This is a genomic window from Streptomyces hokutonensis (genome assembly GCF_000376565.1).
Lineage (GTDB): Bacteria > Actinomycetota > Actinomycetes > Streptomycetales > Streptomycetaceae > Streptomyces > Streptomyces hokutonensis.
This window is the reverse complement of record NZ_BARG01000043.1, coordinates 33648-58212: the sequence shown is the minus strand read 5'-3', so window position 1 is coordinate 58212 and position 24565 is coordinate 33648. Positions and strand designations below refer to the sequence as shown.

The following is a 24565-nucleotide window of genomic DNA, read 5'->3' as shown; positions in this document are numbered from 1 at the left end:
GCCTAGGAACTTCCTTTGCACGTAAGCGAGTTCACCCGAGCGCTCGCCGACCGCCTGCCCGGCTGGCAGCCCGACCCGATGGCCGTCCCCATCGCCACCGATCCGGCCAGCGGCCGGATCTGGGACAGCGGCCCCCTGCCCTACGCCACGTTCGAAACGGACAGCGTCTCGCGCAGCGTCCTCACCCACCACGGTGGCCTGCAGTTGTACGTTATGCCCCGCCCCCACAAACACGACCAGTACCTCGTGCTGCCGATGCTGCCCGCCAACACCCGCCACCAGCACGTCCAGGGCATCAAGGCCCCGCGCGGCATCGCCATCCCCGCCGACCCCGCACGGGCCGCGGCCCGGCTGCACCGCCGGCTCCTGACCGACTACCGTCTCGCGGCACCAGCCCCGACCCGGCGCAGCAGCCCCGGCCACCTCCAGATCCACGTCACCCTCGACCACCACCGACGTCCACGGATCAGCACCGGCTACATCAGCGCCTTCCGCGAACTGCTCGCGCACGGCGGCTTCCTGCTCGACCCCGCCACCGGCGAATGCCACCTCCCCGACACCCTCACCCCCGAGCAGACCAGACGCCAACTGACCATCAGCCTGCACCGTCTACGGCTGAAGGGCTTCCACATCACCATCCCCTCCACCGGCAGCCCGCGCTCCTACCCTCCCCTGGGACCCGTCGCACCGCGCAGGGGGATGTCCCGATGAACCTGACCAACGAGGACTTCGTCCGCGCCCGCCTGGCCACCTGGCAGCGCCGCATCCGCGAGACCGCCGCCGCCCTGGTGCCGCCCGCCACCAGCGGCGCGGAGGCGTTCGTGCCCGTGCTGGACCACCTGGTCGCCGTGTACAACCTCTCCTCCGGGCTCGTCGCAGACCTGCGCCAGTCCGCCGACAGCACCCTCGCGAAGACCGGCGTGGGACGCGAGTATCTGGCCCAGCTGGCCGCGGCCCTCGCGCACAGCAACGGTGCAGCCACCCACCTGAGCACGGCCCTGACCGGCCTCGCCGACATCCACCAGCTCACGCCGCCCCGGCCCGGCACCGCCGCCCCGGTCGAAGCCCGGCTGGCCGTCACGCTCGGCCACGCCGCCGCACTGCGCGGCCTCAACCGGGCGCTTGAGGCCGTGACCAGCTCACCCGCCGGGGCGGAGAACACGTCGGGCTCCTCCGCGATACCCGTCACCGGGCAGCACAGCCGGGCCGCTGACGCAGGTGGTACCCATCCCACGCGCCGTCGCCCCTGACACCTCGCGACCAACTGATCCCGCCCGTAAGCACTTTGGAGTTGCTCTGGCCACCCGTTCCTTCATCGCCCGCCCCACAGATTCAGGTTCCGGCTACGGCTACGCCGGTATCTACGTTCACTGCGACGGTGTGCCCAGCCACCATCTGCCGCTGCTGCTGGCCGCCTTCCAATGGCGCTTCGCCCGCGATCTGCACGCCATGAAGCGCGCTCTCATCGATGACGTCGCCGTCGGGTGGGACCAGCTGGGCACCGATCTCCTCGACGATGCTCCTCCCCCGCTCGTGGCCGCGCTGACCGGCGGCGAGCACCGGCCCAGCCGTACGCTCGACCACCTGATCACCCCCGACGGCTCCCCGCCGGTGCGCATGACGGTCACCGACGAGACCGCCGACGAGCAGGACATGCAGTGGGGCTACGTCCTGCGCCATGAGGGGATCGAGGTGATCAGCCTCCTGCACGAGGACATCGGACCGCTCGTCGACTGGGCCACCGACCCGCGCACCGTCTTCAGCGACCACCCGGCGCACTGGTCCTCCTCCGCTCCCGCACCGGCCATCCGGGTATCGCGCAGCACGCCGCCGAGCGCTCCCGCCGCATCCCCCGCGAAGGCCGGCACCCCGCGCCCCGCCGCGCGCAGTTAGTCCCCCCTCGTCTTCCCGGAGCCTTCCCTGCCCCCGTACTCCACCCCCCTGATCACCGTCGTCATCGCCAGCCGCCTGCGCGAAGAGCGGCTCGACTACCTGACCGCCATGCACGCCAGCCTCACCCGACAGTCCGTGCCGTGGGAGGCCGTGATCGCGCTCGACGGCGCCCCGCCCGACCTCCTCCCGGCCCCGCTCGCGCACGACCCCCGTGTCCGCACGCTTGCTCTGCCCCGACCGGTCGGCGCCGCCTGCGCACGGAACATGGCCCTCGCCCACGTCCGCACCCGGTACACCAACTGGGCTGACGACGATGACGAGTTCACCGACGACGCCATGTCCGTACGGCTGGACACCCTGGAATCGACCGGGGTGGGCTGGTGTGCGGGATGGAGCGAGGACCAGCACCCTGACGGCTCGACCACGCTGTGGCGATGTCCCACCCCGCCCGGCCGGCATGAGGCCGGCGGCGTGTGGACGTACTGGAAGTCCCCGGCGGGCACCATCCCCATCGGGCCGACCACGATCCTCGCCCGCACCGACCTCGTGCGCGCCGCCCCGATGGGCGGCCTCGTCCAGGGCGAGGACTACTGCGCGGCCCTCGGTGTCACCGCTCTCTCACCCGGAATCCTGCTGCCGGTCCCCGTGTACAGGTACCGCAAGTGGAACGGGCAGATGACGGCCCAGGTGGGATACGACCAGTTGGAGGCGGCGGCCCGGGAACACGCCTGGCAGTACGGCCGCAGCCTGCGCGCCGTCCTGCGCTGCGGCGAGGACCAGGTTCGTGGCTGAGGCGCAGATCATCCTGTCGCACAGCCGGGAGTCGGGCATCGTCGCCATCGCCTCCGGCGAGCAGTACCCGTGGGCGCACAGCGCCCTCGCGGAGAGCGGCTTCCGGCGGGACGACGAGGGCGTCTACCACCTGCCGGTGGACGGCAGCGGGACCATGGTGGTCGACCTGGTCCGCTGCGCTAAACGGCATCGCACCACCGTGCACATGAGCAGCCGGCGCTTCATCGGCGATGCCGCCCGCGACCTCGCGCGCCAACTGCCCGGCCAGTGGAACACGTCGGTCGAGATCTACTCCCACCCCGCCTGGCAGGAAGACCTCGTGCCCTGGATCTGGGACAGCGGCGAACTAGGCCGCGCCCTCCAGAGCGAGCGCATTCCCTACGCCGCCACGCTCACCGACACGGTGCAGGGCACCATGCTGCTGCTTGTCGAGCGCCCCGGCAGTCAACTCGACTATCTGGTCGGCGCCTTCGGCCCGGAAGGGCTCGCAGAAGGCTACGGCGATCCGCACGCGCCGCGCAGTATCGTCCTGCCGCCGTTCCCCGGACTGGCGGCCCGGGCCGTCGCCGACCGGTACCTGCCCTCCTATGAGCAGGCCGTCCACGCCCGCCGAACTGCGGCCATCGCCGCCGTACTCGGGGGCATCCGCTGCGAGCACAACAGCTGGCGGGCCATGGCCGCCTCCGGCCGCTCCAGCGACGCCACCCCGCAGAACGCTGCCGCACTCGGCGCCGCGACCGAGGAATTCCTCGACCACTCCTGGCGCCGCTTCCTCACTGTCGTCGACCACGCCCCCACGCTGATCGCCCGGTGCCGTCCCGCCAGCAGCCCATGGCCCGACGACGCCGCCACCCTTACCCGCCTGACCGACGTCCTGAGTGATACCGAGACCCTCCTCGGTGAGGTGGTCGACGGCAGTTCCGTGCCCTCGCAGGAACGCAACGCCCGCGCGTGGCCTGCCATCCAGACCTGGCTCACCGACGGCGAGATCTTCCTGCGCCAGGCCCGCGTGAGCGGACCCCACCGCCGCCCCTCTCTCCCCCTCTCCACGCGGGTCCACCCCCTTACCGCAGTCCCTCCCGCGCACCGCAGCCACTGACCGCTCCACCCCGACAACGTGAGGAGAACCCCGCCCCCTTGCAACCCGGCACCCACTTCGCCTTCGGCACCCACGACACGCACGGCATCGTCGCCTCCTTCACCTCTGCCATGCCCGCGCACCTCGGCGCGTGGTACCTGGAGCGCGAGCAGTTCGAGCCCGTCCCCGGCGAACCCGGGCTGTACCGGCTCAGCGAGCCCGAGCGCGACGGTCCCCGCCGGACCCGCCAGGCCGTCGACGATCTGCGCCTCCAGGGCTACACCGTGCAGGCCGACATCCCGCTCGACCCAGCCCTCACCGCCAGCCCGCCACGCCCGGTCGTCCGGCCAGGCGGACTCCAGGAACACCGCAGCCGTCTCGCCCAGGCCGCCGCCGGCCGAACGACACAGCGCGCCACACCGCCCACCACCTCCGCGCCAGGCGCCCGGCCGATCCCGCCGAAGCCCACCTACGCACCGACCGTCCACCTGACCGCGTCGGACCATGGACGCTCCCGATGACCCCGGCGATCAGCCCGCCGCCCGAAGGCCCCCTGCCGGTGGCACCCGAACTCGCCAACGGTGCACGCGGCTTCCGGCTGCGGATGGCGGTCATCGACCGGGAGACCGAAACCGCGCTCGACATGACACGCGACCGCTACGGCCGCACCGTCCAGGCAGACGCCGCGGCAGCCGCACGAGCCCACCGTGACAAGGCGGCGGTCGAGGCGTACACCTCCTACCTCGCCCCGTACGCCGACGCTCTGCTCGATGCCGCCCGTCGTGCACTCCACGAGCTGCCACCCGCACGGCACCTTGCCGGGTGGCGGGCCGTGCTGGACGGCCTGGCCATCTCCGCCGCCGAGATCCGCCGGACCCTGGACCAACCCGCCGCCCCCGGCTCCCCGGCCGAACGCGCGCAGCACTCAGCGCTGTGGCCGCACCTCACCGCCTGGGCGGATCACAGCGTCATCGCCAGCGACCTCGCCGACCAGAACCAACACCAGCGCCACAAAGCCCCGTTGACCGACGAAGAACAGCAAATGTGGACCGAGATGGCCAAGGCTGCTCAGAGGCGAGGCGAGCTGGAGTTGACCGAGTCGTGGTACGCCGCCGACGGGCAGCCGATCACCCTGGCCCATCTGATCGAAGACGACGACTCGACGGTGGTCGCGCTGCGAGGCGACCCGGACGCACCGGGCTGGCAGGTGATCGGGCACTACGCCCACGAGTACGAGGCGGGGAAGGTACTGCCCGCCCCGGTTCCGCCCGGCGTACTGCGTGCAGACGTCTCCCGTTACAACCGCCCAGCACCGGTCCCGGAGTTGTCGCTGCAGGAACTCATCCGCGACGTCGTCGAAGGCCGGACCGCTGCAGACGCATCCGACGCTCTCCTCAGCGCCGTCCAGCGCGGCTATGACGCGGGCCCGATGGTCCGTCTCCAAGAACTCCTGGAAACAAGCGGCCAGTTCGCCAGCGCCCTGGAGATCGTGCAGGGCCGCCAGATCGCCGTCCGCCTCTCGGCGCTGGGCCGACAGATCGAATTCCTCACCCACGAAGTCGAGGCGGCGGCCCAGGACCTCGGCGCGACCGTCGCCGTCCTGCCGCCGCACCGCACCCCCGTGCTGCGCGTCCGCCCGCGTCCAGCCGTGGACACCACACCACCAGCGGCGCCACCCGTGGCTCCAGTCACCACACGCCGCCTCTAGGGTCTTGCCGCAGACACCCGGGCACAACGCCCTTGGCCCCGGTCCCGACTGCGCACCGCTGTCGGCTCGTCTTCCTCGCCCTGGAGCATGTCGGCAGTCATTGCCCATCGTTCGTGGTCGAGCCACGCACCGTTGATGTGCTGGAAGCTCCGGGCCCGCCTCGCCTTCGCCCAACACCCCACCGCTTTCCCGCCACCACCGATAGGAGATCCGCCTTGCCCGAAGCACCAGCAGAGCCGTTCATGACGATCCGGCACACCATCACCGGCGAGATCACCACCACCGGCTACAACGCCGCCGCCCGGCGGATCCTGCTCCAGGCCGGCTTCGAAGAGACGCCAGGCTGCGCCTGCCGAGCGACGGAACCCGGTACGGAGCGGACGCACGGGCCTGCTCGGCAGCCGGCGAGCTGCTCGTCGCCGGCCATCCCGTGCACGTGGACCGAGCTCCCGGTCGGCCGGTGAGCGCCGACGGTACGCCCCGGTTGGCCCGGTCGCCGTTGTCGGCACAGTCCGTGATCCGCTCCGAGAGCGGCCGGCCTCTCCAGCTCATCGCCAACCCCGCCCGCACCCGCACCTGTTGAAGGGGCCTCGTTTTGACCACACCCGGAACGCCGACCAGTCCAGCGCGCACCAAGGGCGGCGAGCTACGGGCCAAGGTGGCCCGGCTGCTGGCCGACCGGCCGGTGGACACGCTCACCATCGGGGACATGGCCAGGCAGCTGGGCCACTCTCACGGCGCCGTCCGCAACGCCGCCCTCACCCTGGTGCGACGCGGCGAGGCCGACCAAGGTGGAAGGGGACAACCGGAGTTCCGCGCGAACGCGAAAACCGCCGCAGCCGCGCAGACCGCTGTGATCAGCCCACCGGGCACCCACGCTCCCCGCGCCCAGGCGGCCACGGCCCGCACGACCATTCCCGCAGCAGCCACGCCCAGGCAGACGGGCCCGATCCGCCGCGCGGGGGGCCAGGTCTACCACCCCCGGGAGCTGGCCGATCTGCCCGACGTCGAGGCGTTGAATCGATTGCGCGACGCCGACGTGCCGGTGCTGCTCTACGGCCCTCCGGGCACCGGCAAGACGAGTCTGGTCGAGGCGGCGTTCGAGGACCTGCTCACCGTCGCCGGTGACGGCGACACCACGGTCGGCGACTTGATCGGCGAGTACACACAGGACGACGCGGGAGCCTACGTCTTCCAGTACGGTCCGCTGGTCACCGCGATGACCGAGGGCCGCGCCCTGCTGATCGACGATGCCACTCTGATCTCACCGAAGGTCCTGGCGGCGCTGTATCCCGCGATGGACGGGCGCAGGCAGATCCAGGTCAAGGCCCACAAGGGCGAGACCATCAAGGCCGAGCCGGGCTTCTACGTGGTGGCGGGCCACAATCCCGGCGTCCACGGCGCGGTGTTGACGGAGGCGCTCGCGAGCCGGTTCAGCGTGCAGATCCAGATCGGCACGGACTATGACCTCGCCCTGGCCTTGAGGATCGATGCCCGAGTGGTCCGGGTCGCCCGACACCTCTCCCGCCAAGTCGAACTCGGCGAACTGGGCTGGGCCCCCCAACTGCGAGAGCTGCTCAGCTACCAGAAGACCGAGGCCGTCCTCGGCACCAAAGCCGCGCTCGCGAACCTGGTCGGCATCGCCCCTCTGGAGGATCGCGACGCCGTCGCCGCCGCCGTCATCAAGGCTGCCGGCGTCAAGGAGATCCGTCCCCTCACCCTCGGCAAGCAGCTTGCCGCCTCGGCCGTCCGGCAGCCCCCGGGCAGCACCGGCTCCGCACACCGGGGCCGCTCGCGATGAGCGCCCACCACCACGTCCAGTCCCCCGCCACCACGCCGGACGACGACGCCGACCTCGCGCGATGGGACGACGACGGCGCCCCGCCCGCGCAACCCCGATCCTCCCCGCACTTGTGGCTGCGCGTGGGAGCCGAACTCGGCGATCGGCTGGTCGCCCTCTCCGGCCGCCCAGACCTCCTCGTCACCTGCCGCCCCGGCACGCGCAGCGGCGCACCGGCCGCGTTCTTCCCCACTCTGGGCGAGGTCGAGTTCGACGCCGGCCTGTTCGCCCCGCTTAAGCCCCACGAGATCCATCCGCGGATCGTGGGCGACGAGGAGCGGTATCCCGCCGCCTGGGGAGTGTTCGTCCACGAGGCCGCGCACGCGGCCCACTCCATCTGGACGAAGCCTGCCGGAGCGAACCCCCGTGTCGTCGAGGCCGCGCTCCTGCTGGAGGAGAGCCGCGTCGAAGGCGCACACCTGAACCGGCGGCCCACGGACCGCACGTACCTGCGCACCAGTGCCAAAACCCTGGTCATGCCCGACATCGCCCACCCCACCCTCCAGGGCATCGAGCACGCCGCCGCCGTGGCGGCCCTGGTCCTCGGCCGCCGTGACGTCGGCATCCTGGACGCCGGCGAGACCCGGGCCGTCGCCGATCTGTGCGAAAAGGTGCTGGGCGCAAACCTGCTGGCCACCCTCACCCGCATCTGGACCGCAGCCCACCAGTGCGCCGACCACGACGCCACGACCATGCTCGCGCACGCTCAAAAATGGTGCGACGCTCTGGACACCGCGGCCCCCGCCCTGCCCGTGCCGGAGAACCTCACCGATCTGCTGTCCGGCGCCGTGGGGGTCGTCATGGACAGCACGGCAGCCACCGACGCCGCCGACCTCGCGGCACAGGCCGCAGCGGCCAACGCCATGGCCGCGCAGTCCAAGGCGCAGGCTCAGGACCGCGCCCAGCGGGCCGGCCAGCGACGCAAAGCCGCCGCCACCGCCAAGTCGGTCTTCAACGCCCGTGGCACCACCGTCACCCCCGACGGCACACCGGCGCCCTACGGCAACCCGGTCACCGGCACCCGCAGGCCCACCGCCGCCGAGCAGAGTGCCGCCGCGCGCCTGAGCCGCGCCCTGCGTGCCGCCGCCTACCGCGAGCGGACCGAGGAGCGGACCACCAGCCCCACCCCGCCCGGCCGCCTCAACATGCGCGCGGCCCTCGCCCGCGACGCTCAGCGCGCGGCCGGGTCGGTCCCCACCGCACAACCGTTCACCCACACCCGCCGCCGGAACTCCCCCACCCCACCGCTGCGTGTGGGTATCGCCGTCGACGTCTCCGGCTCCATGCGTGCCGCCTGCGCGCCCGTCGCGTCCGCTGCCTGGATCGTGGCACGCGCGGCAGCCCTGACCGACCCCGACTCCCTTACCGCCACCATCGCCTACGACAGTCACCTGACCGCATTGACCCGGCCCACCCACCGAGCACCAGAGCGCGTGACGACGTTCGATGCCAACGGCGGCCACCACAACCTCGGCGACGCCATCGACGCACTCGACCACGGCCTCGAACTCAGCCGCCCCGGCGCCGGCCGCCTCCTCGTGATCGTCACCGACGCCCGGTACCGCAGCGACGAAACCGCCCAGGCCGTCACCCGCGTCAAGCAGCTCACGACCGCCGGCTGCGCCGTACTCCAGCTCACCCTCACCGCGGAGTCCCGCCACTTGCCGGGGACCACCTTGCTGCACCTGCCCCAGCCCTCCAGCGCTCCCGTCGCCATCGCCACGGCGGCCACAGACGCCATCCGCAGGACACGCTGAGACAACGCGAAGGCGCAAGCGTCCCCGAGACCACCGCCAAGCACTCCAGACCACCTCCGTCCGCCGCATGAATCGTGCATCTGATGCACGACCTCCGCAACGACGCAGGCCACCACCCCAACCGCCAACGAAAGGCACACGATTTGAAGCCCCAGACCAGCAGCCCGACCTCGAACGTAACGCCCATCAAACGGAATTCCCCGGGGGTTCCTACGGAGTGGACCGTCACACACCCCTGCGGCCACGAGGTCGTTCATGACCTGTCCGGCCGGGCCGCCGACCGGCGGGCCGGGTTCGCGCGCTGGCTCGCGGAGAGGGACTGCACGGACTGCTGGAAGGCCGCCCGCGACACCGATTCCGGCTCGAAGGAGCAATGGCTCGCCGCCAGGCGGGCCGAGGAGCAGCAGGCAGCCGCGGAGTGGGCGGCCCGTTTCGACATGCCACCGCTGGAAGGCCCCGAGCGGGCCCTTGACTGGGGCGAACGGTCCCGTCACCAGCTGATGACCGCCGCGCACACCACGCTGGTCGTCGAGGGCACCTGGGACGAGGCCGACTGGGCGGCGCTGGAGGACAAGGCCCGGACCGTGACACGTACGGGATGGTGGATCGATCAGCGCGATGCAGAAGGCGCTGACCTGCTCGAACTCCTCGACGCCGTAGCGGAGCAGGATCGCGGGACGGAGAACCCGTTCCGCTGACCGGCCCGGAACATAGCCGAACATCGCCGGTTAGCCAAACCGGCGATCCTGCGGACCATTGATCTTCCCGCCGCCACCCCGCCCGTGTGGAAGGTCCTGCATGTTCCCGTCCTCCTCAACTCCTCGGCCGACGCCGGCCTTCGCCCCAACGCCCGACCCGCTCACCCACGTCCGGGACATCACCCACGCCCACTTCCGGGCCGGTGACCAGGTCGTCATCCTCAAAGGCGTGGCCGGCAGTGAACTGTGGGGGGATGCGATGCGCGTCGTCGCCCCCTCGTGGCACACCCCGACCGACGAGGACGGATGGCGGCTGCGCGACGCAACCGGCGGCGCCCAGAGCTACATCACGGCCCACCCCCGCTATCTCGTGCACCTCGCGCGCCACTGCCCGGACTGCCTGATCCACCTGCGCGCCATGGAGGACCACCTCCTGCCCAAGCACGCCGGAGCCGACGCGCTCATCGACTGCGGCTGGTACACCATCACCGCCCTGGGCCAGCTCGTCCACGTCGCCGACGCGAGGGGCGGCCGGTGAGTCTGCCCATCCGCCGCCCCGGCCGAGCCCTCGCCCTGCTGCGGGCTCGCACCCGTGCCACCGAGAACATCTCGGACCCGCTGTGGCCGATGCGGCTGGCGAGCGACCTACGCGAACTCGACGCCGACTGGCGGGAGTCGGCCGCCATGTGCGCCGACGCCGCATGGACCGCGCGCGCCACCGGGAACAGCGTCCTGGTCCTGCTGCATCCCGGCCAGGTCACCATTGCTGAACCCGACCCGGTCACCGCCCGCACCTACCGACATCTGTACCTGAGCGCTCTTCGCTACGACCTCCGCTGCGCCACCCTCCACTCGGTCGCCGAGCGGCTCCTGGAGCGAGATCGCCAGTCGCTGGACTGCTACAGCCGGGCCCTGTACGCCTTCTCTCTGCTGGGCCAGTCCCGCCCCGAGGGACTGGCCGTGATGGACGAGGTCCTCGACGAGGCCGGCGATCACGCCAAGACCCTCCACGCTCTGCTGCACGGACTGTGGCTCGGCCTCGACCTGGACCAGGGTGCGCAGCGGCTCCTCGACCTCAGCACCCGGCCGCCCTTCGACTCCGGCACGGACCCGATCGTCGCCTTCCGCCGGGCCGGCGCGCTGCGCCGCCTCGGCCGCTACGACGCGTCACTCGCGGCCATCGACCGCGCCCTGGACCTTCTGCCGCCGGGCGACACCGCAGTCCACGCCGATCTCGTACGCGAGCGGTCCCTGACCGCGACCGCCCGCGACCTTCACCACCACTCCCTCATCCCCGGAGGGACACCTACGTGATTCCCCGCGTCAACGAACGCACCATGAGCGCGAAAGACGCGCTCAGCGAGGCCCTCGGCAGAGCCGTGAGGCCGGAGGAGGGCCTGACCGAGTACACGATCGTCGCCTACTGGCCGGCCCTGGACTCCTACACCCTGGACGAGGAGTCTGCGACGTGGAGCTCCGTCGAGTGGGCCGACCACCTCGAAGACCCGATCTTCGAGAACCCGTTTGCCGCGAGCCCGCGCGGCGACCGGCATGCGATCGCCCACCTCGATGTCCGGCTCCACCCGGGCGACCGTGACCTCAGTGGTGCGGAGTGGGCCGAGATCGCTCACCGTTTCGTCCGCGCCGCCGGGATCGAGATCCCGGGGGACGCGAACAGCTGCCGCTGGATCGCCGTCCAGGCCAAGCCCGGCCGCCTCGATCTGATCGCCAACCTCATCCGTCTCGACGGGGAGTGGCAGCACCTGGCCGCCGATCTCCCGCGACGTCTGAACGACGAGGCCCGGCGCATCGAGCAGGACCTGCGCCTCATCCCGGTAGCAACGTCCGACGGCCCCGACCGCGCCCGCCGTCCGCCGACCGCGTCGACCCAACTCGCCATGCTCCTTGCGCAGTTGGCTGATGAACGGGTGGGACCGCTGGCCACCGTACGGGGGCTGATCGAGAACTCCGCACACCGCCTCGCCTGCCAGGCGACGAGCCCGGTTGACGCGGACAACTCGCACCGGCTGGAGCTGATCGCCGACCGCCTCCGCACGGTCCAGGAGGACCTCGACACGATGGCCGGCCGACTCGCCACACAGCCGGGCCTGCGGACGACTGTCGCCCCTGCACCGCCCGCCGTCCGGCCCTCCGTCCGCCACGCACCGTAGGAGAAACGCTTCTTTGCCGTCGGCCGACCGCTTCCTGACCGTCCACCGCGATCCGCACTCCGAGGAGATCCTTGCCCGCGGCGGCGACAGTGAGGCCCACAGCATCCTGGAGCGTGCGGGCTTCGTACCCGTGGTCCGCCTCCACGAGACCTACCATCGTGCTCCCACCGGCCGGGACTGGGACACCGAGAAGCAGCTCGCCACCCTAGCCGTCGCGCAGCTCAAGTCCGCCGGCTACCACGTCGACTGCGCCGAGGACTTCGACACCGACGCCCGCCCGGCCCGTTACCCGCCGCTGGGGGCACCGGTCGCCCACCTTGCCGAGCGCCTGCAGCAGGCCACCACCACCGAGGACGCCGCCGACGCCCTCACCGAACTGACCGCCCCGTACGACGGGATCCTCGCCGCGATCGAGCGGCGACCGAGCCGACTCATACACCGCCCGCCGGCTGCGCCATCTCGCCGACGAGCATCTGCACGTCATCCGCACCGACCTCATCCACACCCGCAACGGCCTCGCCGACCGGCACGCCCCGCACCCCGGCCGCAGCACCTGCACCGCAGAGGTGCCCGCCGACGAACGCGAACGCTCCGCCGTGTGCGCCTGCCCGCCCCCGCCGCGTGCAGCGGTGCCGGTGCCGCCACCGCCTCCGGTGGCGACCGGCCTCCGCCGCTGACCACCACCCCCGCCAAGGACACCATGCACCCCCACCACGACCCCGAGCGCCTCGCCTCGTACGCCGACGTCCTCGCCGGCGAACTCCCCGGCGACTGGAGCAGCACCTATCACCCGTCCGACGACAAGGACGACCTCGCCGAACTCACCGACCGCGTATGGGACTTGGACCTCGTCGCCGCCGCTCTGGCCGAGCAGCCACTGCGGCAGGCGGCGGTCCTGTCCCGCCCGGACGGCGCCCAGCTCGCCGTCCTGGACCGGCCGGGCGAACGCGAGGGCTTCCTCATCGCCGCCGTCGCCCCACATGATCTGCCCGACCAGGCGTACCACGGCGTGCGCGAACCCAATGGCATCGCTCTGACGGACGATCCGTTCCTGGGGGCCGAGCAGGTCGCCGGTGACCTGCTGGCCCGATACGAGACCGCGCTCGCCCAGGTCCGCCACAACGCCGCAGCCCAGATCGAGCCGTCCCAGCCCGACCGGGTCGTGCTGACCTGGCAGAGCGACGGCAGCCTTGCCGCCGTCCCTGCGGGCACCACCGCCGCGGACGTCCTGGCCACCCACGGCTTCGTCGCCGACCAGCAGACCGGGATCTACCGTCTCAGCGGCGACGACACCACCGTCCAGGCCCGCGCCGTCCGCGCGGCAGGCCAGCAGCTGGAGGCCCACGGCATCGCCCTCGCACTCCAGCATCCCTCGGGCCGGATCGCCCCCGCCGCCACACAGCCCACCGCGCCTGCCCCAGCCGTACCCCGGGCCTCGGCGGCCAGGACGCGATGAGACAGAGCGAGCCCGACTTCTCGGTGCTGGAGTACATCACCATCACCAAGGACCTGCGCACCGGGCTGGTCCTCGCCCTCGGCGGCACCCGGGAGGCGGCCGGCATCCTCCAGCGCGCCTGCATCCCCCTCGACTCCGGCCACACCGTGCCCCTGGCCGGCGCACGGCCCGAGACCGTGCTCGCCGAGGCCCGCCGAACCGGCCACCGCCATCACGACTGAGCCCGTCACCGCGCTCTGGAGGAGCATGACCCACCCCGCCCCGGATCCGGTTCGGTTGGCCGACGAGATCACCCGTCAGCTCGGCCGGCTCACCGAACGCCTCGCCCAACTACCGTCCGACGAAGCCACGTTCGTCCTCGCCCGCATCCTCGATCCCGACGAGGGCGTCCTCGGCGGCATCACCAGCCTCATGATCGCCGGCAGTCAGTTCGCCAAGGCCCAGGCCGAGTACGGGCGGCTGCCCGCAGAGATCTGCCTCGATCTGGGCCGCGCGGCGAACGAGCTCAACGACATCGGCCTCGACCTCGACGAACACCGCGCAACCCTGCACCACGTCAGCCAACAGCCCACAACCCCGGCGGCGAAGCCGCCCGCTCCCGCCCCGCTCGTCGTGCGGCGGCACCGGTGAAGACCAAGCGGTGGGCCGGCTGGGGCCCGGGCGAACAGCCTGAACAGCACTACCTCATCGAGCCGCGTGCTCTCGCCGGCGGCGGCGACATCCGGCACGTCTCGGAGTACCTGCGCGCCTCCGGGTGGCGTGACCGGTCCAAGAAGGACGGCCCGCTGGTGCTGGAGAGCCCGGACCGCACGGTCCGCGTCTCCTACGACCCCTACGTCCAGCCGGGCGGATGGGCCATCCACGGCGCAGCACGAGGTCACCAGGACGAATGGTGGGCCACACTCGGCCAACAGACCCCCGTGGAAATCGTTGCCGGGCTCACCGACCTGCTGACCCAGCCGCCTTCCGCCCACGCCCCCAACGTGTGGGCACCGCTGATGGAACAGCACTGGCATCTGCAGCCCGAGGGCCGGCACTACACCGCCACGAGCACCGACGGATCGGCGTGGATGCACTTTCGCCAGGACGCGACGGGCGACGCGCTGTGGTGGGCCGGCGGAGGCGACCCCCGCGGCATCGGCTGGAGCGCCCAGCTCGCTCCCACCACCCCGATGCATCTCGTCCAAGCCTTCGCCGCCGAACTGGCCAGCCCACAACCGGTGATGCGCCCGCGCGGACGGGTCCCCCACCACCCCAAGATCCGGACCACGTCCGTGTCCGTGCTGCCCTCCCAGCTCAGTGCCTGGCAGCAGACCCGGATCACCGCCGCCCGCGCCGCGACCTGGGCGCGCACCTGGAACACCGGCCGACCACGGACCGCAACACGCTCCTACACCCCAGCCGGCGGCAACCGCGCCCGCCGCTGACCCTCCCCCGCCGACCTCTCAGGAGTCCTGTGCCCGCACGCACCCCCGAGGCCGTCCACACCGCCGGCGACAACCTCTTCCGTCGCGCCGATGCCGTGCGCGAGAGCCCCGCGCACCCTCTGTACCTGGACACGTCGCCGAGCGCCCGGAAGGACGGCCGATGCCGGTAAGCGAGAAGCAGCTCGCGGCCTTCGCCGACACTCACCTCTGGCGGCTCCCCTTCGACACCAGCCCCCGCCACCTCGCCGGTCCCGGCGACGGACGCCACGTCACCCACGGCCTGGCCGCCGCCGGATGGCAGCGCACCTCCGATGTGCTCAGCCCCGAGATCATCCTCACCAGCCCCGACCACCGCTACAACCTCCAGTTCGACCCGCAGTCCGCCACCTCCACCTGGTGGACGCTGCGGGCCAAACCCACCGGCACCGAGCCCGGCTGGAACGCGGCATTCGGCGAACTCGTGCCCGCCGAACTCCTCACCGCAATGACCGACGCCCTTCTCGCCCCACAGCCGACCGAGGAGAGCGACCCCTTCCGTACGCTGCACTCGGCGAACTGGACCACCGACACGGTGGACACGGCGCACTCGCCCGACGGCATGTGTCACGCCGAACGCCAATTCGTCGACGGTCACAGCGTCAGGTTCTGGACCATCGAGGTGTGCGAGCCCGGACACGGCACTCACTGGGGCCGCCACCTCTGGCGTGCCTCGTTCGGCAGCCACACGCCCCTCCACCTGGTCGACGCGTTCGTCGCCGTCCTCGCCGACCCGGCCCCGCTCCAGCGCGGCATGTACGACCGCACCGCCCATTACAGCGCCGTCAAACAGCCCAGCCAGCTCACGCCGCAGCAGGTCGTCGCGGCGCACACCAGCCGACTCGACGCGATCCGCGTACAAGCACGCGCCGCACGCCGACAGCAACCGGCCCCCAGGACAGCGGCAGCCCCGCCACCGGCTCCGGCCCCTCTTCCGGCCCCGCGCCGCTGATCCCGAAAGGATCCACCCGATCTCCTTCGACCATCTCGTTCACCGCGACTTCCTGCACCACCTCGATGTCTTCCTCCGCGACAGCGAGAAGATCCACGACGCCTGGGACCTCTACTCCGACGAGCACACCGACCTCGACGGCTGGCCCCACGACGACCACGCCTACGGGCTGCGCCAGAGTCAGCGCGACGCCGACACCGCCGCCGCGTTCGAGACCCTAGGCGCCGGCGCCCGCCATCTGTTGGCCACCGCCGGCGTGCAGTTGCCCCGCCTGCCGCCTGGCTCGGTGCAGTCTCACTGGGGCTACCGGCTCGGCGTCCTGCACACCGCGCTCGATCAACTCGACGCCCTGCACGAACAATGGCTGCGCACCCGCGACGCCCTCGCCGCCGACGCCACGCCCGGCACACCGGCTTTCGATGACGCCCTCGCCGAGCACCACGCCGAGTGCTGGAGCTATCTCGACGACTGGGCCACCCACGGCCACGTCATCGGCGACATCAACTCCGCCGCCCGGCACGCCCCTTCGCCTCTGGCACCCCCGCCGCGTACACCGGCGCCTGCCGCCGGCCGGACGGTCGAGGTGCGCAGGTGAGCAGGTTCCCCGACGAGAGGATCGTGGTCGACTATGTCGCGCCGCGCCACCTGGCCGGCGGCGGCGATCCCACGTGGATCACCGTTCCCCTCCACCGCGCCTGCGGCTGGAGCCTGGAACACGAACCGCTGACACCCGACGTCGTGCTCACCAGCCCCGACCAGACAGCGCTGCTGCGCCTGGAGCCCGACCCCGACGCCCAGTGGTGGACCCTCCACCACGCCCCCGAACCGGCAACACCGGCCTGGTATGCGAGTTTCGGAGCCCGTACCCCCGTTGAGTTCATCGCAGCCGTCACCGACGCACTCACCGACCCAGCAGCGGACACGGCTACGGCGCCGGACCCCTACGACGTACTCCGGCAGGCCAACTGGACCCCCGCCGGTACTCGCAACGGGCTGGTCTCGCCGGACGGCACCGCGTTCCTCCAACGCCCCGACGAGGCCAGTGTCTGGTTCGCCACCGTCATGGTCAACGGCTCCCGGATCGTGTGGCACGCCCACTTCAGCGAACACACGCCCTCCCGCCTGATCGCCGCGTTCACCGCGTCGCTGACCGACCCCACTCCGGTCGCGCGCGTCATCGACACATGGCGCCCGCCAACGCTCAACCCCCGCCTCGTCACCCGCACCCAGGTCGGCATGCGCGCAGCTCTGGTCGCCTTCGCCCTGGACGACCGTGTGCACACACTCAGCGCCCGCCACGCTCCGCCCGCCTCACCGCCGAGCGCCCCGCCCGGGCAGCCACCCGGCCCCGGCCGCAGCCGCTGACCCCCCGTCCCCGCACCGAAGCACACCGCGCCCTTGACTCCTTCCTCCAGCAACAACGACGGCTACGATCTCGCCTTCCGGCTCCTGCTGGGTGTCCTGGCCGTCGTCGTCCCCCTCTCCCACCTCGCCTGGCTGTCCGGCAACATCACCGCCCGCCTCACCGGAGGCACCTGGGCGCCCTACCAGCCGGCCGCCGCCCTCCTGCACCCCGATCAGCTCTGGCCCGCGGCCGGAGAAACATCCCTCCTGATCGGCACGCGCATCGTCCCGGCCACCGTCCTCCTCACCCTCGGCGCCACAGCCGGCCTCCTGTGGGCCCGGCACAAGAACCGCGGCGGCAACCGTAAGAAGATCACCGGTATGGCCAAGGCCAGGGACGTCGAACCCCTGATGGCCAAGGCGATCACCGCCAAGGCCCGCTCCCTGCGCCCGAGCCTGAAGAACACCAAGCACATCGACGCCGCCGACACCGGCATCCTCCTCGGCACCCTCCAGGGCACTCGCCATGAGGTGAGGATGGGATACGAGGACGTCGCCGTCGCGATCATGGCTCCCCGGTCCGGGAAGACCACCAGCCTCGCGATCCCATCCATCCTCAACGCCCCCGGTCCGGTCCTGCTGACCTCGAACAAGGCCGCCGGGGATGCCTTCACCGCCAGCCATGACGCCCGCTCCCGCGTCGGACAGGTGTGGTCGATGGACCCGCAGCAGATCGCGCATGTCGCACGCGCGATGTGGTGGAACCCCTTGGCCGACGCCAAAACCCTCGACGGAGCCGGAAGACTGGCCGGCCACTTCCTCGCCGCCTCGGTGGACGCGAGTCAGCAGGGCGATTTCTGGTCCAAGGCCGGATCCAACATCCTCAGCCAGCTTTTTCTCGCCGCCGCGCTCGACGAACGCCCGATCATCGACGTGATGCAGTGGCTGGCGTTCCCCGCCGACCGCACCCCGCTGGACATCCTGCGCGACCACGGTTTCACCGCGGTTGCCGCGCAGCTCAAGGGCACCGTCGAAGGGCCGCCCGAAACCCGCGACGGGATCTACGAGACCGCCCGCCAGTACGCCGCGGCCCTCCTCAACTCCGAGATCGCCGCCTGGATCACGCCGCAGAAGGACGTCCCGGAGTTCCGGCCCACGCAGTTCGTCACCTCCACCGACACCCTGTATCTGCTGTCGAAGGACGGCGGAGGCGGCGCCTCGGCGCTGATCGCCGCGTGCGCGGACTCCGTGATGCGGGCCGCGACCGCCCAGGCCGAACGCGCCGGCGGGCGCCTCGACCCGCCGATGCTCGCGATCCTCGACGAGGCCGCCAACGTCTGCAAGATCTCCGATCTCCCCGACCTGTACAGCCACTTGGGCTCGCGCGGGATCATCCCGATCACGATCCTGCAGTCCTACCGGCAGGGCCAGAAGGTCTGGGGCGACACGGGCATGGACGCCCTGTGGTCCGCCTCGACCGTCAAGGTGATCGGCTCCGGCATCGACGACCCCGATTTCGCCGACAAGCTCTCCCGCCTCATCGGCGACCACGACGTGGAAACCACCTCGACCTCCACCTCCGAGTCGGGGAAGTCGACCTCCGTGTCGATGCGGCAGGAACGGATCCTGCCCGCGGACGCGATCCGCGCCCTGCCCAAGGGCACCGCCCTCGTCTTCGCCACCGGCCTGCGCGCCGCGATGCTCGACCTGCGCCCCTGGTACGCGGAGCCCGGCGCCGACGAACTCGCCGCCGCCTCCGCCCGTGCCTCCCAGGCCATCACCGCCCGTGCCGTCGCCAAGCACACCCCCCGCCAGGGCGACTACGGCACGGCCGCCTAACACCCGCCCGCGCACTCGTCGAGAGCGCGTGGTGTCCCCTCGCTTCTATTGGAGTTCGCATTGCAGATAGTCGACCTGGCCGAGCAGACCCGCCTCCTCGGCCAGGTGGCTCGCACACTGGAGACCCTGACCGAGGAAGTGGAACGGGTCCGGGAGGAGGAGATCCTCGCCCCCATCGATCAACTCGCGCCCCCTGTCCTGCGTCTGCACGAGCTGGCGATCACGTGCACGAGGCAGCTCCACGACCTGTCCAGCAGCCAGTACGCCGCCATGACGTACGGCCGGGAGAACGTCGCCCATCTCGCGGAAGCCTGCGCGCAGGTGTCCCTCGCCTCCGCCCTGTGCACCATCGCCATCAGCAGCCGCACGGAAATCCTGCTGTACGGGGGCGCCGACCCCACCCCCAGCACCAGCCGCAACCACCTTCGACGGGCCTGCGTCGAAATGGATCGTGCGGCCACGACCTACCAGGCACTGGCCCAGCGGCTCTCGCGGCGTCTGGCCTCCGCCGCCGTCCGCAACGAGGACCAGCAGCACATCGACCGCTCTCTCGCCGCCCCCGTCGCCGCCCACCCCAGCACCGTGATCGCGGGCCCACCGCTCACCATCCCACCGAGTACCCCTCCTCCACCCGCCACGGCCAGCACGCCCCACGCCCGGCACTGACGTCTCCCATCCCGTGCCGTACGGCAGTCCCGCACTGATCACCGTCGCCCCCGGCACCACGCCGGGCCCACAGCTCCATCTCGCCGGCGACCGGGCAGGCCAGTACCACCAGCCGCCGACACGTCGTGCTCCAAATACCCCTGGGGACCCGAGACACAGATCCAGCTCACGCGTCCCTCTCCCGACTCAACTCGCCTACGGAGGCGCCCATTCACACCTATGAGCCCGTCGACCTGGACGACATGGAGCTGAGCGAGGCACTGGACTCCGTCGCCGCCGACATCCCCGATCACCGCATCACCCCGGACGGTCATGGCCTGTTCACCGCGATCCGGCACGTCGACCTGCTGTGTCACCTCGTCGCCCGTACGGCAGCCGACTCCGAGTACCGCCTCCTGCCCGCGAATCCCGATGCGCCGGCCCGTCCGTCGGCCGAGGTGCTGGGCCTGACGGCCGGTCACCTCGGACGTGCCGTCGCCCACTACACACAGGCCCTCGCCCCGCTCGTCTCGTTCGCCCGGCCCGCGCCAGCCTCCCTCCAGGGGCAGCTCGACGCGATCGACCTTCACCGTCGACTGCGTGTCCATCTCGACGACGCCGGCCAAGCCCTGGAAGCGGCCCGCGCCTGCCTTGACGGACCGCGCCGTCCCCCAACGCCGAGCACGGCCGCCGCCGTACCCCGACGCGCTGCGACCGTGAGGCGCAGCGCATGAGCACGCTGCCCGCCGACACCCTGTTGTTCGACGTGCCGCCACCGCTGACGCCCGTCGAGCGGCTGCTCCACCTCGCCGATCTCTACACCCGGCACAACGACTCGCTCGACATCGTCCTGCTCACCGCGACCGCGCCCGAGCCGGAGGTCCACGTCGTCTCCGCACAGCGCCTGGCGTCTGAGACTCGCGTCGCCGTCAAGGCCATCCAGGGTGAACGGCTCTACGAGAGCACGGAGTTGACGGAGACCGTGGTGCGGCTGAAGCAGCTCGCCTTCCTCAGCACCGCGTCCGCCGACCACGGCATCCAGGCTGCCCGTGAACTGACCGCGCTGGCTCCCGAAGCCGCGGTCGGCTGCGCCGCGGCTCTCGCCGCAGAGAGCAGGCGACGTCACGGGTCGACCGCCCTGGCACCGGATGAACGGCTCACCGCCGCCCAGCGCACCGCCCTGGCGCAGATCGCCTGCGGTCACGTCGTGGCCAGCAGCTCCCTGGGCCGGGACTTCACGCGTTCCCGGGAGCCCAAGGTCCTCATGAGCACGCTGCGGGCCCTGGAGTCGAAGGACCTCGCCGAACGGACCCCGCACTCCGCGCGCGCCGCCTACGCCGGCGGCCCGGCCCAGGACCGCGTGCGCCTCACACCGGCAGGCATCACCGCCCTCGCCTCCGTCCTCGGACTACCCCTGACCGAGCCCGGCAGCGCCCCCCGTACGACGCCCCGCCCGAGCCCCACCGCCACGCAGGCAACAGCCCGAAGCCACTGAACCGCCGCCCCAGGAGCCCACCCCATCTCCGCACCCCCACTCGACCTCAAGGAATTCGTCCGCCAACTCCGCGCCCTCGCAGGTGACTTCGAAGCCCTCCGCGCACGCGTACGCGACGTCTCCTACACCCCCGGCACGGACGCGCTATGTCGCATCAGCCCCCTCTTGATCAAGGCGCAGGACCTCACGGCCACCGCCGTAGCCCGACTGACCACGCTCGACAACAGCGCGTACACCGACATCGCCGGCAGCCGCGCCAGCCTGAATCTGCTGGCCTCGATCGTGTCCTCCTCGTCGCTCGCCGGCACCGACATCGCCCACGCACTACTCGCCAACCCCTACGAGGGCCAGCAGGACGCCGACGGTCCCACTCCGGCCGACGACCAGGCGGTACGGGCCGCACGGCATGCCGAGGCGACTCCGCAGATGACCGGTCACCTCGACGATGCCACTCACCAACTCGACCTGAGCGCGATCGGATGCCGCTACCTGGCCCACGGCATCACCGATGACCTGGCATCCGCACAGAACCACCAGGCGGCATCCGCTCAGCAGACAACCGCGCCCGCTCTCACCCACCCCCAGTACGACGCCCTCGCGTCTCTCGTGGGCGGCGGCCGACTGTATGAGAGTCTCCAGCGCGGGGCGGGCGTCACACGCGTAGCGACCAGCGACGGCGTCCGCGTGTCCATCGCCACCTACCGGGCCCTGGCCAGGCACGGAATGGTCACCGCCGACACCAGCACGTCGCTGTACAACGGCCAGAAGATCACCGTCACCGAGCTGGGCCAGCGCACCGTGGCCCACCCACGCCCGCACGCCGCGCCGGCAGCCACAGCGGCAACGCCGCCCAAGTCCGCGGCGAGGCAGGGGGTAAGCCGGTGAACCCGTATATACCCGACGACCGGGTCATGGTGTCGCCCCGGTACATGGCCGGCGCCGGTGACCGGATCGCCGACGTGATCGGACCGCTCATCCACCTCTTCGGCTGGCGCCACGAACACGACGCCGACACCGGGCACATCAGGATCGACAGTCCCGACGCCAGTCTGTTCCTCGACTTCAACCCGCTGCACCCCCTTGGCCGGTGGGTCACCGTCGCCCACCATGAGCCGTTCTGGGAAGTGATGTTCAGCAGGGACGCGCCCCTGGAGGCCGTCGCCGCCGTCACCCAGGCGCTGCCCCAGCTGCTCGGCGATGCCCGTCACGCCGACCGCATCCCGATCACGGACATGCCCCTGGACCAACTCGCCGCGCTGCACGACTGGTCCGCCCACGGTGACGTCCTCACCTCACCCGACCGGTACTGCCGACTGCACCACACACCCGGCGAGGACATCTCCTGGCGGGTCGAGCACCTCTACTGCGAAGACGCGCCGCTGGCCACGTTCACGCAGGACGCACCCGAGGCGCTCGTCCGCAATTTCTTCGACGCTCTGGCCACGCCCTTGGCCGTGGAGCGGGCGTACGCCGATGTGCCCGTCATCACGCGGCACGCGAACAGCGCCCTGATCACCCCCGTCCGCGACGCCCCGGTGAATCCACACGTCCATCACGCCCTCGCCCAGCTCGACCGCGCCGCACGCCGCCGCTGACCCCGACCGAAACGGCTCCGCGCTGACCCCGAACACCGCATCCACCGCCCCCGCCGAACAACTCCTGCTCCTGGGCGCCGACTTCACCCGGCACAACGACACACTCCTACGGCACCCGCTGGGCGGCACCCGCACCGCAGCCGGCCTCACCCAACAGGCCGCCTCCGCAAGGCAGTTGGCCCGATCGGCGCTGGACATCGTGGACACCCTCAACGCCCAGCGGATGATGTACCACAGCCCCGCGATCCGCTCCGTGTACGCGCGCGTCCGCCAGATGGCCCAACTGGCCGCAGGCGCAGCCGACCTCTCCTGGACGGCGCCGAAATCCTCGACATGACGCGCGCCGGACTTCCCGTCGAGATCGACGGTTCGCGGCTGGTCGCACTGACCGACCACCAGGCCCGGTGGGAGGCCGGCAGGCGCGTCACCCTCGTCACGCATCTGACCGCGCTCGGGGCCGACGACGCGCTGGCGACCGCTGAGCTGTTCGTCACCGAGCGCTCTCGCCGGGGCTTCCCGCCGCTCTACCAGCCACCTGTCCTCACCGCCGCTCAGGATGTCGCGCTGCGCGCCGTCGCGCGGGGCGACGTGACGATCGACCGCAACAAGCCCTTCGTCCGCCACGAGAACCTCCGCGTGAGCATCAGCACCATTCGCGCCCTGGAAGCCCGCCGCCTTGTGGACCGCGAGAAATTCCCGCAGTGGCTCCACAACGAGCGGGTCCACCTCACCCCCGAAGGCTGCAGCGATCTCGCCGCCTCATTCGGCTGGCCGAAGGCCCCCGCACTCACCACGGCGCGGCCGGCAGCGGCCCTGCCCAAAGCCACCGCCGGCCGATCCCGCTGACCCCGCAACCCACACCCCGCGCGGCATCACCACGCCCTCACCCACGGAATTCCATGACCGCCCCCACCCTGAAAATCCTCTCGCTAGGTGCCGGAGTCCAATCCAGCACCCTGCTCGCCCTGTCCGCGCAAGGAATTCTCCCGAAGGCCGACTACGCCATTTTCGCCGATACCGGCTGGGAGCCCCGCGCGGTCTACTCACATCTCGACCGCCTCGTACGAGAAATCGCCACTCCCGCCGGGATACCCGTTCTGCGTGTCACCTCCGGGAATATCCGAGACGATGCTCTCGACCCCGGCCATCGGTTCGCATCCATGCCTCTCTACGTCCTCAACGAGGACGGGAAACAAGGCATGACCAGGCGACAGTGCACCGGGGAATACAAGATAAAGCCGATCAAGAAGAAGGTCCGGGAACTTCTCGGATATCCCTATCCGCAGCGCATCCCGAAGAGCATCTTCGTCGAGCAGTGGGTAGGTATCTCTACTGATGAATTCCATCGGGCCAAGGACGCCGACGTCCGGTACATGCGCAACCGTCATCCCCTGATAGACCTCGACTGGTCGCGCTCGGACTGCATCCGGTATCTCACGTCCATCGGTCTGGCGGACACGCCGAAATCTTCCTGCCTGGGCTGTCCCTTTCACGGCAACGCGCAGTGGCGCACCATCCGGGACACGAGTCCGCAGGAATGGCAGGACGTGGTCGCCTTCGACGCGGCCATCCGCCAGGGCAACGCCCGCGCGAACGCGTCCGGGAACCCCCTGCTGGGGCAGGCGTTCCTGCACCGCTCTCGCGTCCCGCTCGACCAGGCCCCCATCGACCACGTCACGGCCGCCGAGTGGGCCGCCCGCCAGCAGGAACTCGGTGACCAGGCTCCCGCGATCCAAGAGCTGGAGGACGGGGTGGTGGACGGCTGCTCCCCGTGGGCCTGCCGCGGCGCCCAGCCGGAGGCCGAGCCGGTGCGGGACGGCTTCGGACTGGCCTCGTGAG

The 24565-nt window shown here is 71.3% G+C and carries 30 protein-coding genes; all 30 read left to right on the top strand.

Annotation, left to right across the window (positions count from 1 at the left end):
- Positions 1-15 precede the first annotated feature (15 nt).
- The 30 genes from SSP08S_RS26025 (at position 16) to SSP08S_RS55875 (ending at position 24564) form a co-directional block, all read left to right on the top strand.
- Complete coding sequence (locus SSP08S_RS26025) at positions 16-711, top strand: hypothetical protein (protein ID WP_019070571.1); 696 nt, start codon at positions 16-18, stop codon at positions 709-711.
- Complete coding sequence (locus SSP08S_RS26020) at positions 708-1250, top strand: hypothetical protein (protein ID WP_019070570.1); 543 nt, start codon at positions 708-710, stop codon at positions 1248-1250. Before SSP08S_RS26025 ends, SSP08S_RS26020 begins: the two co-directional genes overlap by 4 nt.
- Positions 1251-1380: 130 nt before the next feature.
- A complete protein-coding gene (locus tag SSP08S_RS55900) occupies positions 1381-1893 on the top strand; it encodes a hypothetical protein (protein ID WP_019070569.1) in 513 nt (170 codons plus the stop codon).
- A 48-nt stretch (positions 1894-1941) separates the two neighbouring features.
- Complete coding sequence (locus tag SSP08S_RS26010) at positions 1942-2685, top strand: glycosyltransferase family 2 protein (RefSeq protein ID WP_026178831.1); 744 nt, start codon at positions 1942-1944, stop codon at positions 2683-2685.
- On the top strand, positions 2678-3784 hold the full coding sequence (locus SSP08S_RS26005; RefSeq protein WP_019070567.1) for a hypothetical protein: 1107 nt from the start codon (positions 2678-2680) through the stop codon (positions 3782-3784). The genes SSP08S_RS26010 and SSP08S_RS26005 overlap by 8 nt, the downstream gene beginning before the upstream one ends.
- A gap of 38 nt (positions 3785-3822) precedes the next feature.
- A complete protein-coding gene (locus tag SSP08S_RS26000; RefSeq protein WP_019070566.1) occupies positions 3823-4284 on the top strand; it encodes a hypothetical protein in 462 nt (153 codons plus the stop codon).
- The gene (locus SSP08S_RS25995) at positions 4281-5471 is read left to right on the top strand and encodes a hypothetical protein (RefSeq protein WP_019070565.1); all 1191 of its coding nucleotides are present in this window, start codon (positions 4281-4283) and stop codon (positions 5469-5471) included. Before SSP08S_RS26000 ends, SSP08S_RS25995 begins: the two co-directional genes overlap by 4 nt.
- A gap of 242 nt (positions 5472-5713) precedes the next feature.
- Positions 5714-5935 carry a hypothetical protein gene (locus SSP08S_RS25990; RefSeq protein WP_019070564.1) on the top strand — a complete coding sequence of 74 codons (222 nt, stop codon included), beginning with the start codon at positions 5714-5716 and terminating at the stop codon, positions 5933-5935.
- 194 nt (positions 5936-6129) lie between these two features.
- The gene (locus SSP08S_RS25985; protein ID WP_019070563.1) at positions 6130-7272 is read left to right on the top strand and encodes an AAA family ATPase; all 1143 of its coding nucleotides are present in this window, start codon (positions 6130-6132) and stop codon (positions 7270-7272) included.
- Complete coding sequence (locus SSP08S_RS25980) at positions 7269-9068, top strand: vWA domain-containing protein (protein WP_019070562.1); 1800 nt, start codon at positions 7269-7271, stop codon at positions 9066-9068. Before SSP08S_RS25985 ends, SSP08S_RS25980 begins: the two co-directional genes overlap by 4 nt.
- A 143-nt stretch (positions 9069-9211) precedes the next feature.
- Positions 9212-9766, top strand: a complete 555-nt coding sequence (locus SSP08S_RS55895; RefSeq protein ID WP_245607954.1) for a hypothetical protein — start codon at positions 9212-9214, stop codon at positions 9764-9766.
- Between the two features lie 100 nt (positions 9767-9866).
- A complete protein-coding gene (locus SSP08S_RS25970; RefSeq protein WP_019070560.1) occupies positions 9867-10304 on the top strand; it encodes a hypothetical protein in 438 nt (145 codons plus the stop codon).
- The gene (locus SSP08S_RS25965) at positions 10301-11080 is read left to right on the top strand and encodes a tetratricopeptide repeat protein (protein ID WP_019070559.1); all 780 of its coding nucleotides are present in this window, start codon (positions 10301-10303) and stop codon (positions 11078-11080) included. The genes SSP08S_RS25970 and SSP08S_RS25965 overlap by 4 nt, the downstream gene beginning before the upstream one ends.
- Positions 11077-11937 (top strand): hypothetical protein, encoded by an 861-nt coding sequence (locus tag SSP08S_RS25960; RefSeq protein ID WP_019070558.1) that lies wholly within the window; start codon positions 11077-11079, stop codon positions 11935-11937. The genes SSP08S_RS25965 and SSP08S_RS25960 overlap by 4 nt, the downstream gene beginning before the upstream one ends.
- 700 nt (positions 11938-12637) lie before the next feature.
- Positions 12638-13393 carry a hypothetical protein gene (locus tag SSP08S_RS25955; RefSeq protein ID WP_026178830.1) on the top strand — a complete coding sequence of 252 codons (756 nt, stop codon included), beginning with the start codon at positions 12638-12640 and terminating at the stop codon, positions 13391-13393.
- Complete coding sequence (locus SSP08S_RS61155) at positions 13390-13614, top strand: hypothetical protein (RefSeq protein WP_019070557.1); 225 nt, start codon at positions 13390-13392, stop codon at positions 13612-13614. The genes SSP08S_RS25955 and SSP08S_RS61155 overlap by 4 nt, the downstream gene beginning before the upstream one ends.
- 25 nt (positions 13615-13639) lie before the next feature.
- The gene (locus SSP08S_RS25945) at positions 13640-14023 is read left to right on the top strand and encodes a hypothetical protein (protein ID WP_019070556.1); all 384 of its coding nucleotides are present in this window, start codon (positions 13640-13642) and stop codon (positions 14021-14023) included.
- Positions 14020-14820, top strand: coding sequence for an SPDY domain-containing protein (locus SSP08S_RS25940; RefSeq protein WP_019070555.1), 801 nt, complete (start codon positions 14020-14022; stop codon positions 14818-14820). The genes SSP08S_RS25945 and SSP08S_RS25940 overlap by 4 nt, the downstream gene beginning before the upstream one ends.
- A gap of 160 nt (positions 14821-14980) precedes the next feature.
- Positions 14981-15808, top strand: coding sequence for an SPDY domain-containing protein (locus SSP08S_RS25930; protein ID WP_019070553.1), 828 nt, complete (start codon positions 14981-14983; stop codon positions 15806-15808).
- A 286-nt stretch (positions 15809-16094) separates the two neighbouring features.
- Positions 16095-16403, top strand: a complete 309-nt coding sequence (locus tag SSP08S_RS63580; RefSeq protein WP_245607951.1) for a hypothetical protein — start codon at positions 16095-16097, stop codon at positions 16401-16403.
- On the top strand, positions 16400-17173 hold the full coding sequence (locus SSP08S_RS25920) for an SPDY domain-containing protein (RefSeq protein WP_019070551.1): 774 nt from the start codon (positions 16400-16402) through the stop codon (positions 17171-17173). Before SSP08S_RS63580 ends, SSP08S_RS25920 begins: the two co-directional genes overlap by 4 nt.
- A 33-nt stretch (positions 17174-17206) precedes the next feature.
- Entirely contained in the window at positions 17207-18991 is a 1785-nt protein-coding gene (locus tag SSP08S_RS25915) for a type IV secretory system conjugative DNA transfer family protein (protein ID WP_019070550.1), read from the top strand.
- Between the two features lie 60 nt (positions 18992-19051).
- The gene (locus SSP08S_RS63575) at positions 19052-19657 is read left to right on the top strand and encodes a hypothetical protein (RefSeq protein ID WP_019070549.1); all 606 of its coding nucleotides are present in this window, start codon (positions 19052-19054) and stop codon (positions 19655-19657) included.
- A gap of 242 nt (positions 19658-19899) precedes the next feature.
- Positions 19900-20370, top strand: coding sequence for a hypothetical protein (locus SSP08S_RS55885; protein ID WP_019070548.1), 471 nt, complete (start codon positions 19900-19902; stop codon positions 20368-20370).
- The gene (locus SSP08S_RS25900; protein WP_019070547.1) at positions 20367-21131 is read left to right on the top strand and encodes a hypothetical protein; all 765 of its coding nucleotides are present in this window, start codon (positions 20367-20369) and stop codon (positions 21129-21131) included. The genes SSP08S_RS55885 and SSP08S_RS25900 overlap by 4 nt, the downstream gene beginning before the upstream one ends.
- A 165-nt stretch (positions 21132-21296) precedes the next feature.
- Positions 21297-22016 carry a hypothetical protein gene (locus tag SSP08S_RS25895; RefSeq protein ID WP_019070546.1) on the top strand — a complete coding sequence of 240 codons (720 nt, stop codon included), beginning with the start codon at positions 21297-21299 and terminating at the stop codon, positions 22014-22016.
- A complete protein-coding gene (locus tag SSP08S_RS25890) occupies positions 22013-22726 on the top strand; it encodes an SPDY domain-containing protein (RefSeq protein WP_102133420.1) in 714 nt (237 codons plus the stop codon). The genes SSP08S_RS25895 and SSP08S_RS25890 overlap by 4 nt, the downstream gene beginning before the upstream one ends.
- A 175-nt stretch (positions 22727-22901) precedes the next feature.
- Complete coding sequence (locus tag SSP08S_RS61850; RefSeq protein ID WP_158697203.1) at positions 22902-23063, top strand: hypothetical protein; 162 nt, start codon at positions 22902-22904, stop codon at positions 23061-23063.
- Complete coding sequence (locus SSP08S_RS59535) at positions 23060-23572, top strand: hypothetical protein (protein ID WP_019070543.1); 513 nt, start codon at positions 23060-23062, stop codon at positions 23570-23572. The genes SSP08S_RS61850 and SSP08S_RS59535 overlap by 4 nt, the downstream gene beginning before the upstream one ends.
- A 110-nt stretch (positions 23573-23682) precedes the next feature.
- Entirely contained in the window at positions 23683-24564 is an 882-nt protein-coding gene (locus SSP08S_RS55875; RefSeq protein ID WP_026178828.1) for an adenine nucleotide alpha hydrolase family protein, read from the top strand.
- Position 24565 lies beyond the last annotated feature (1 nt).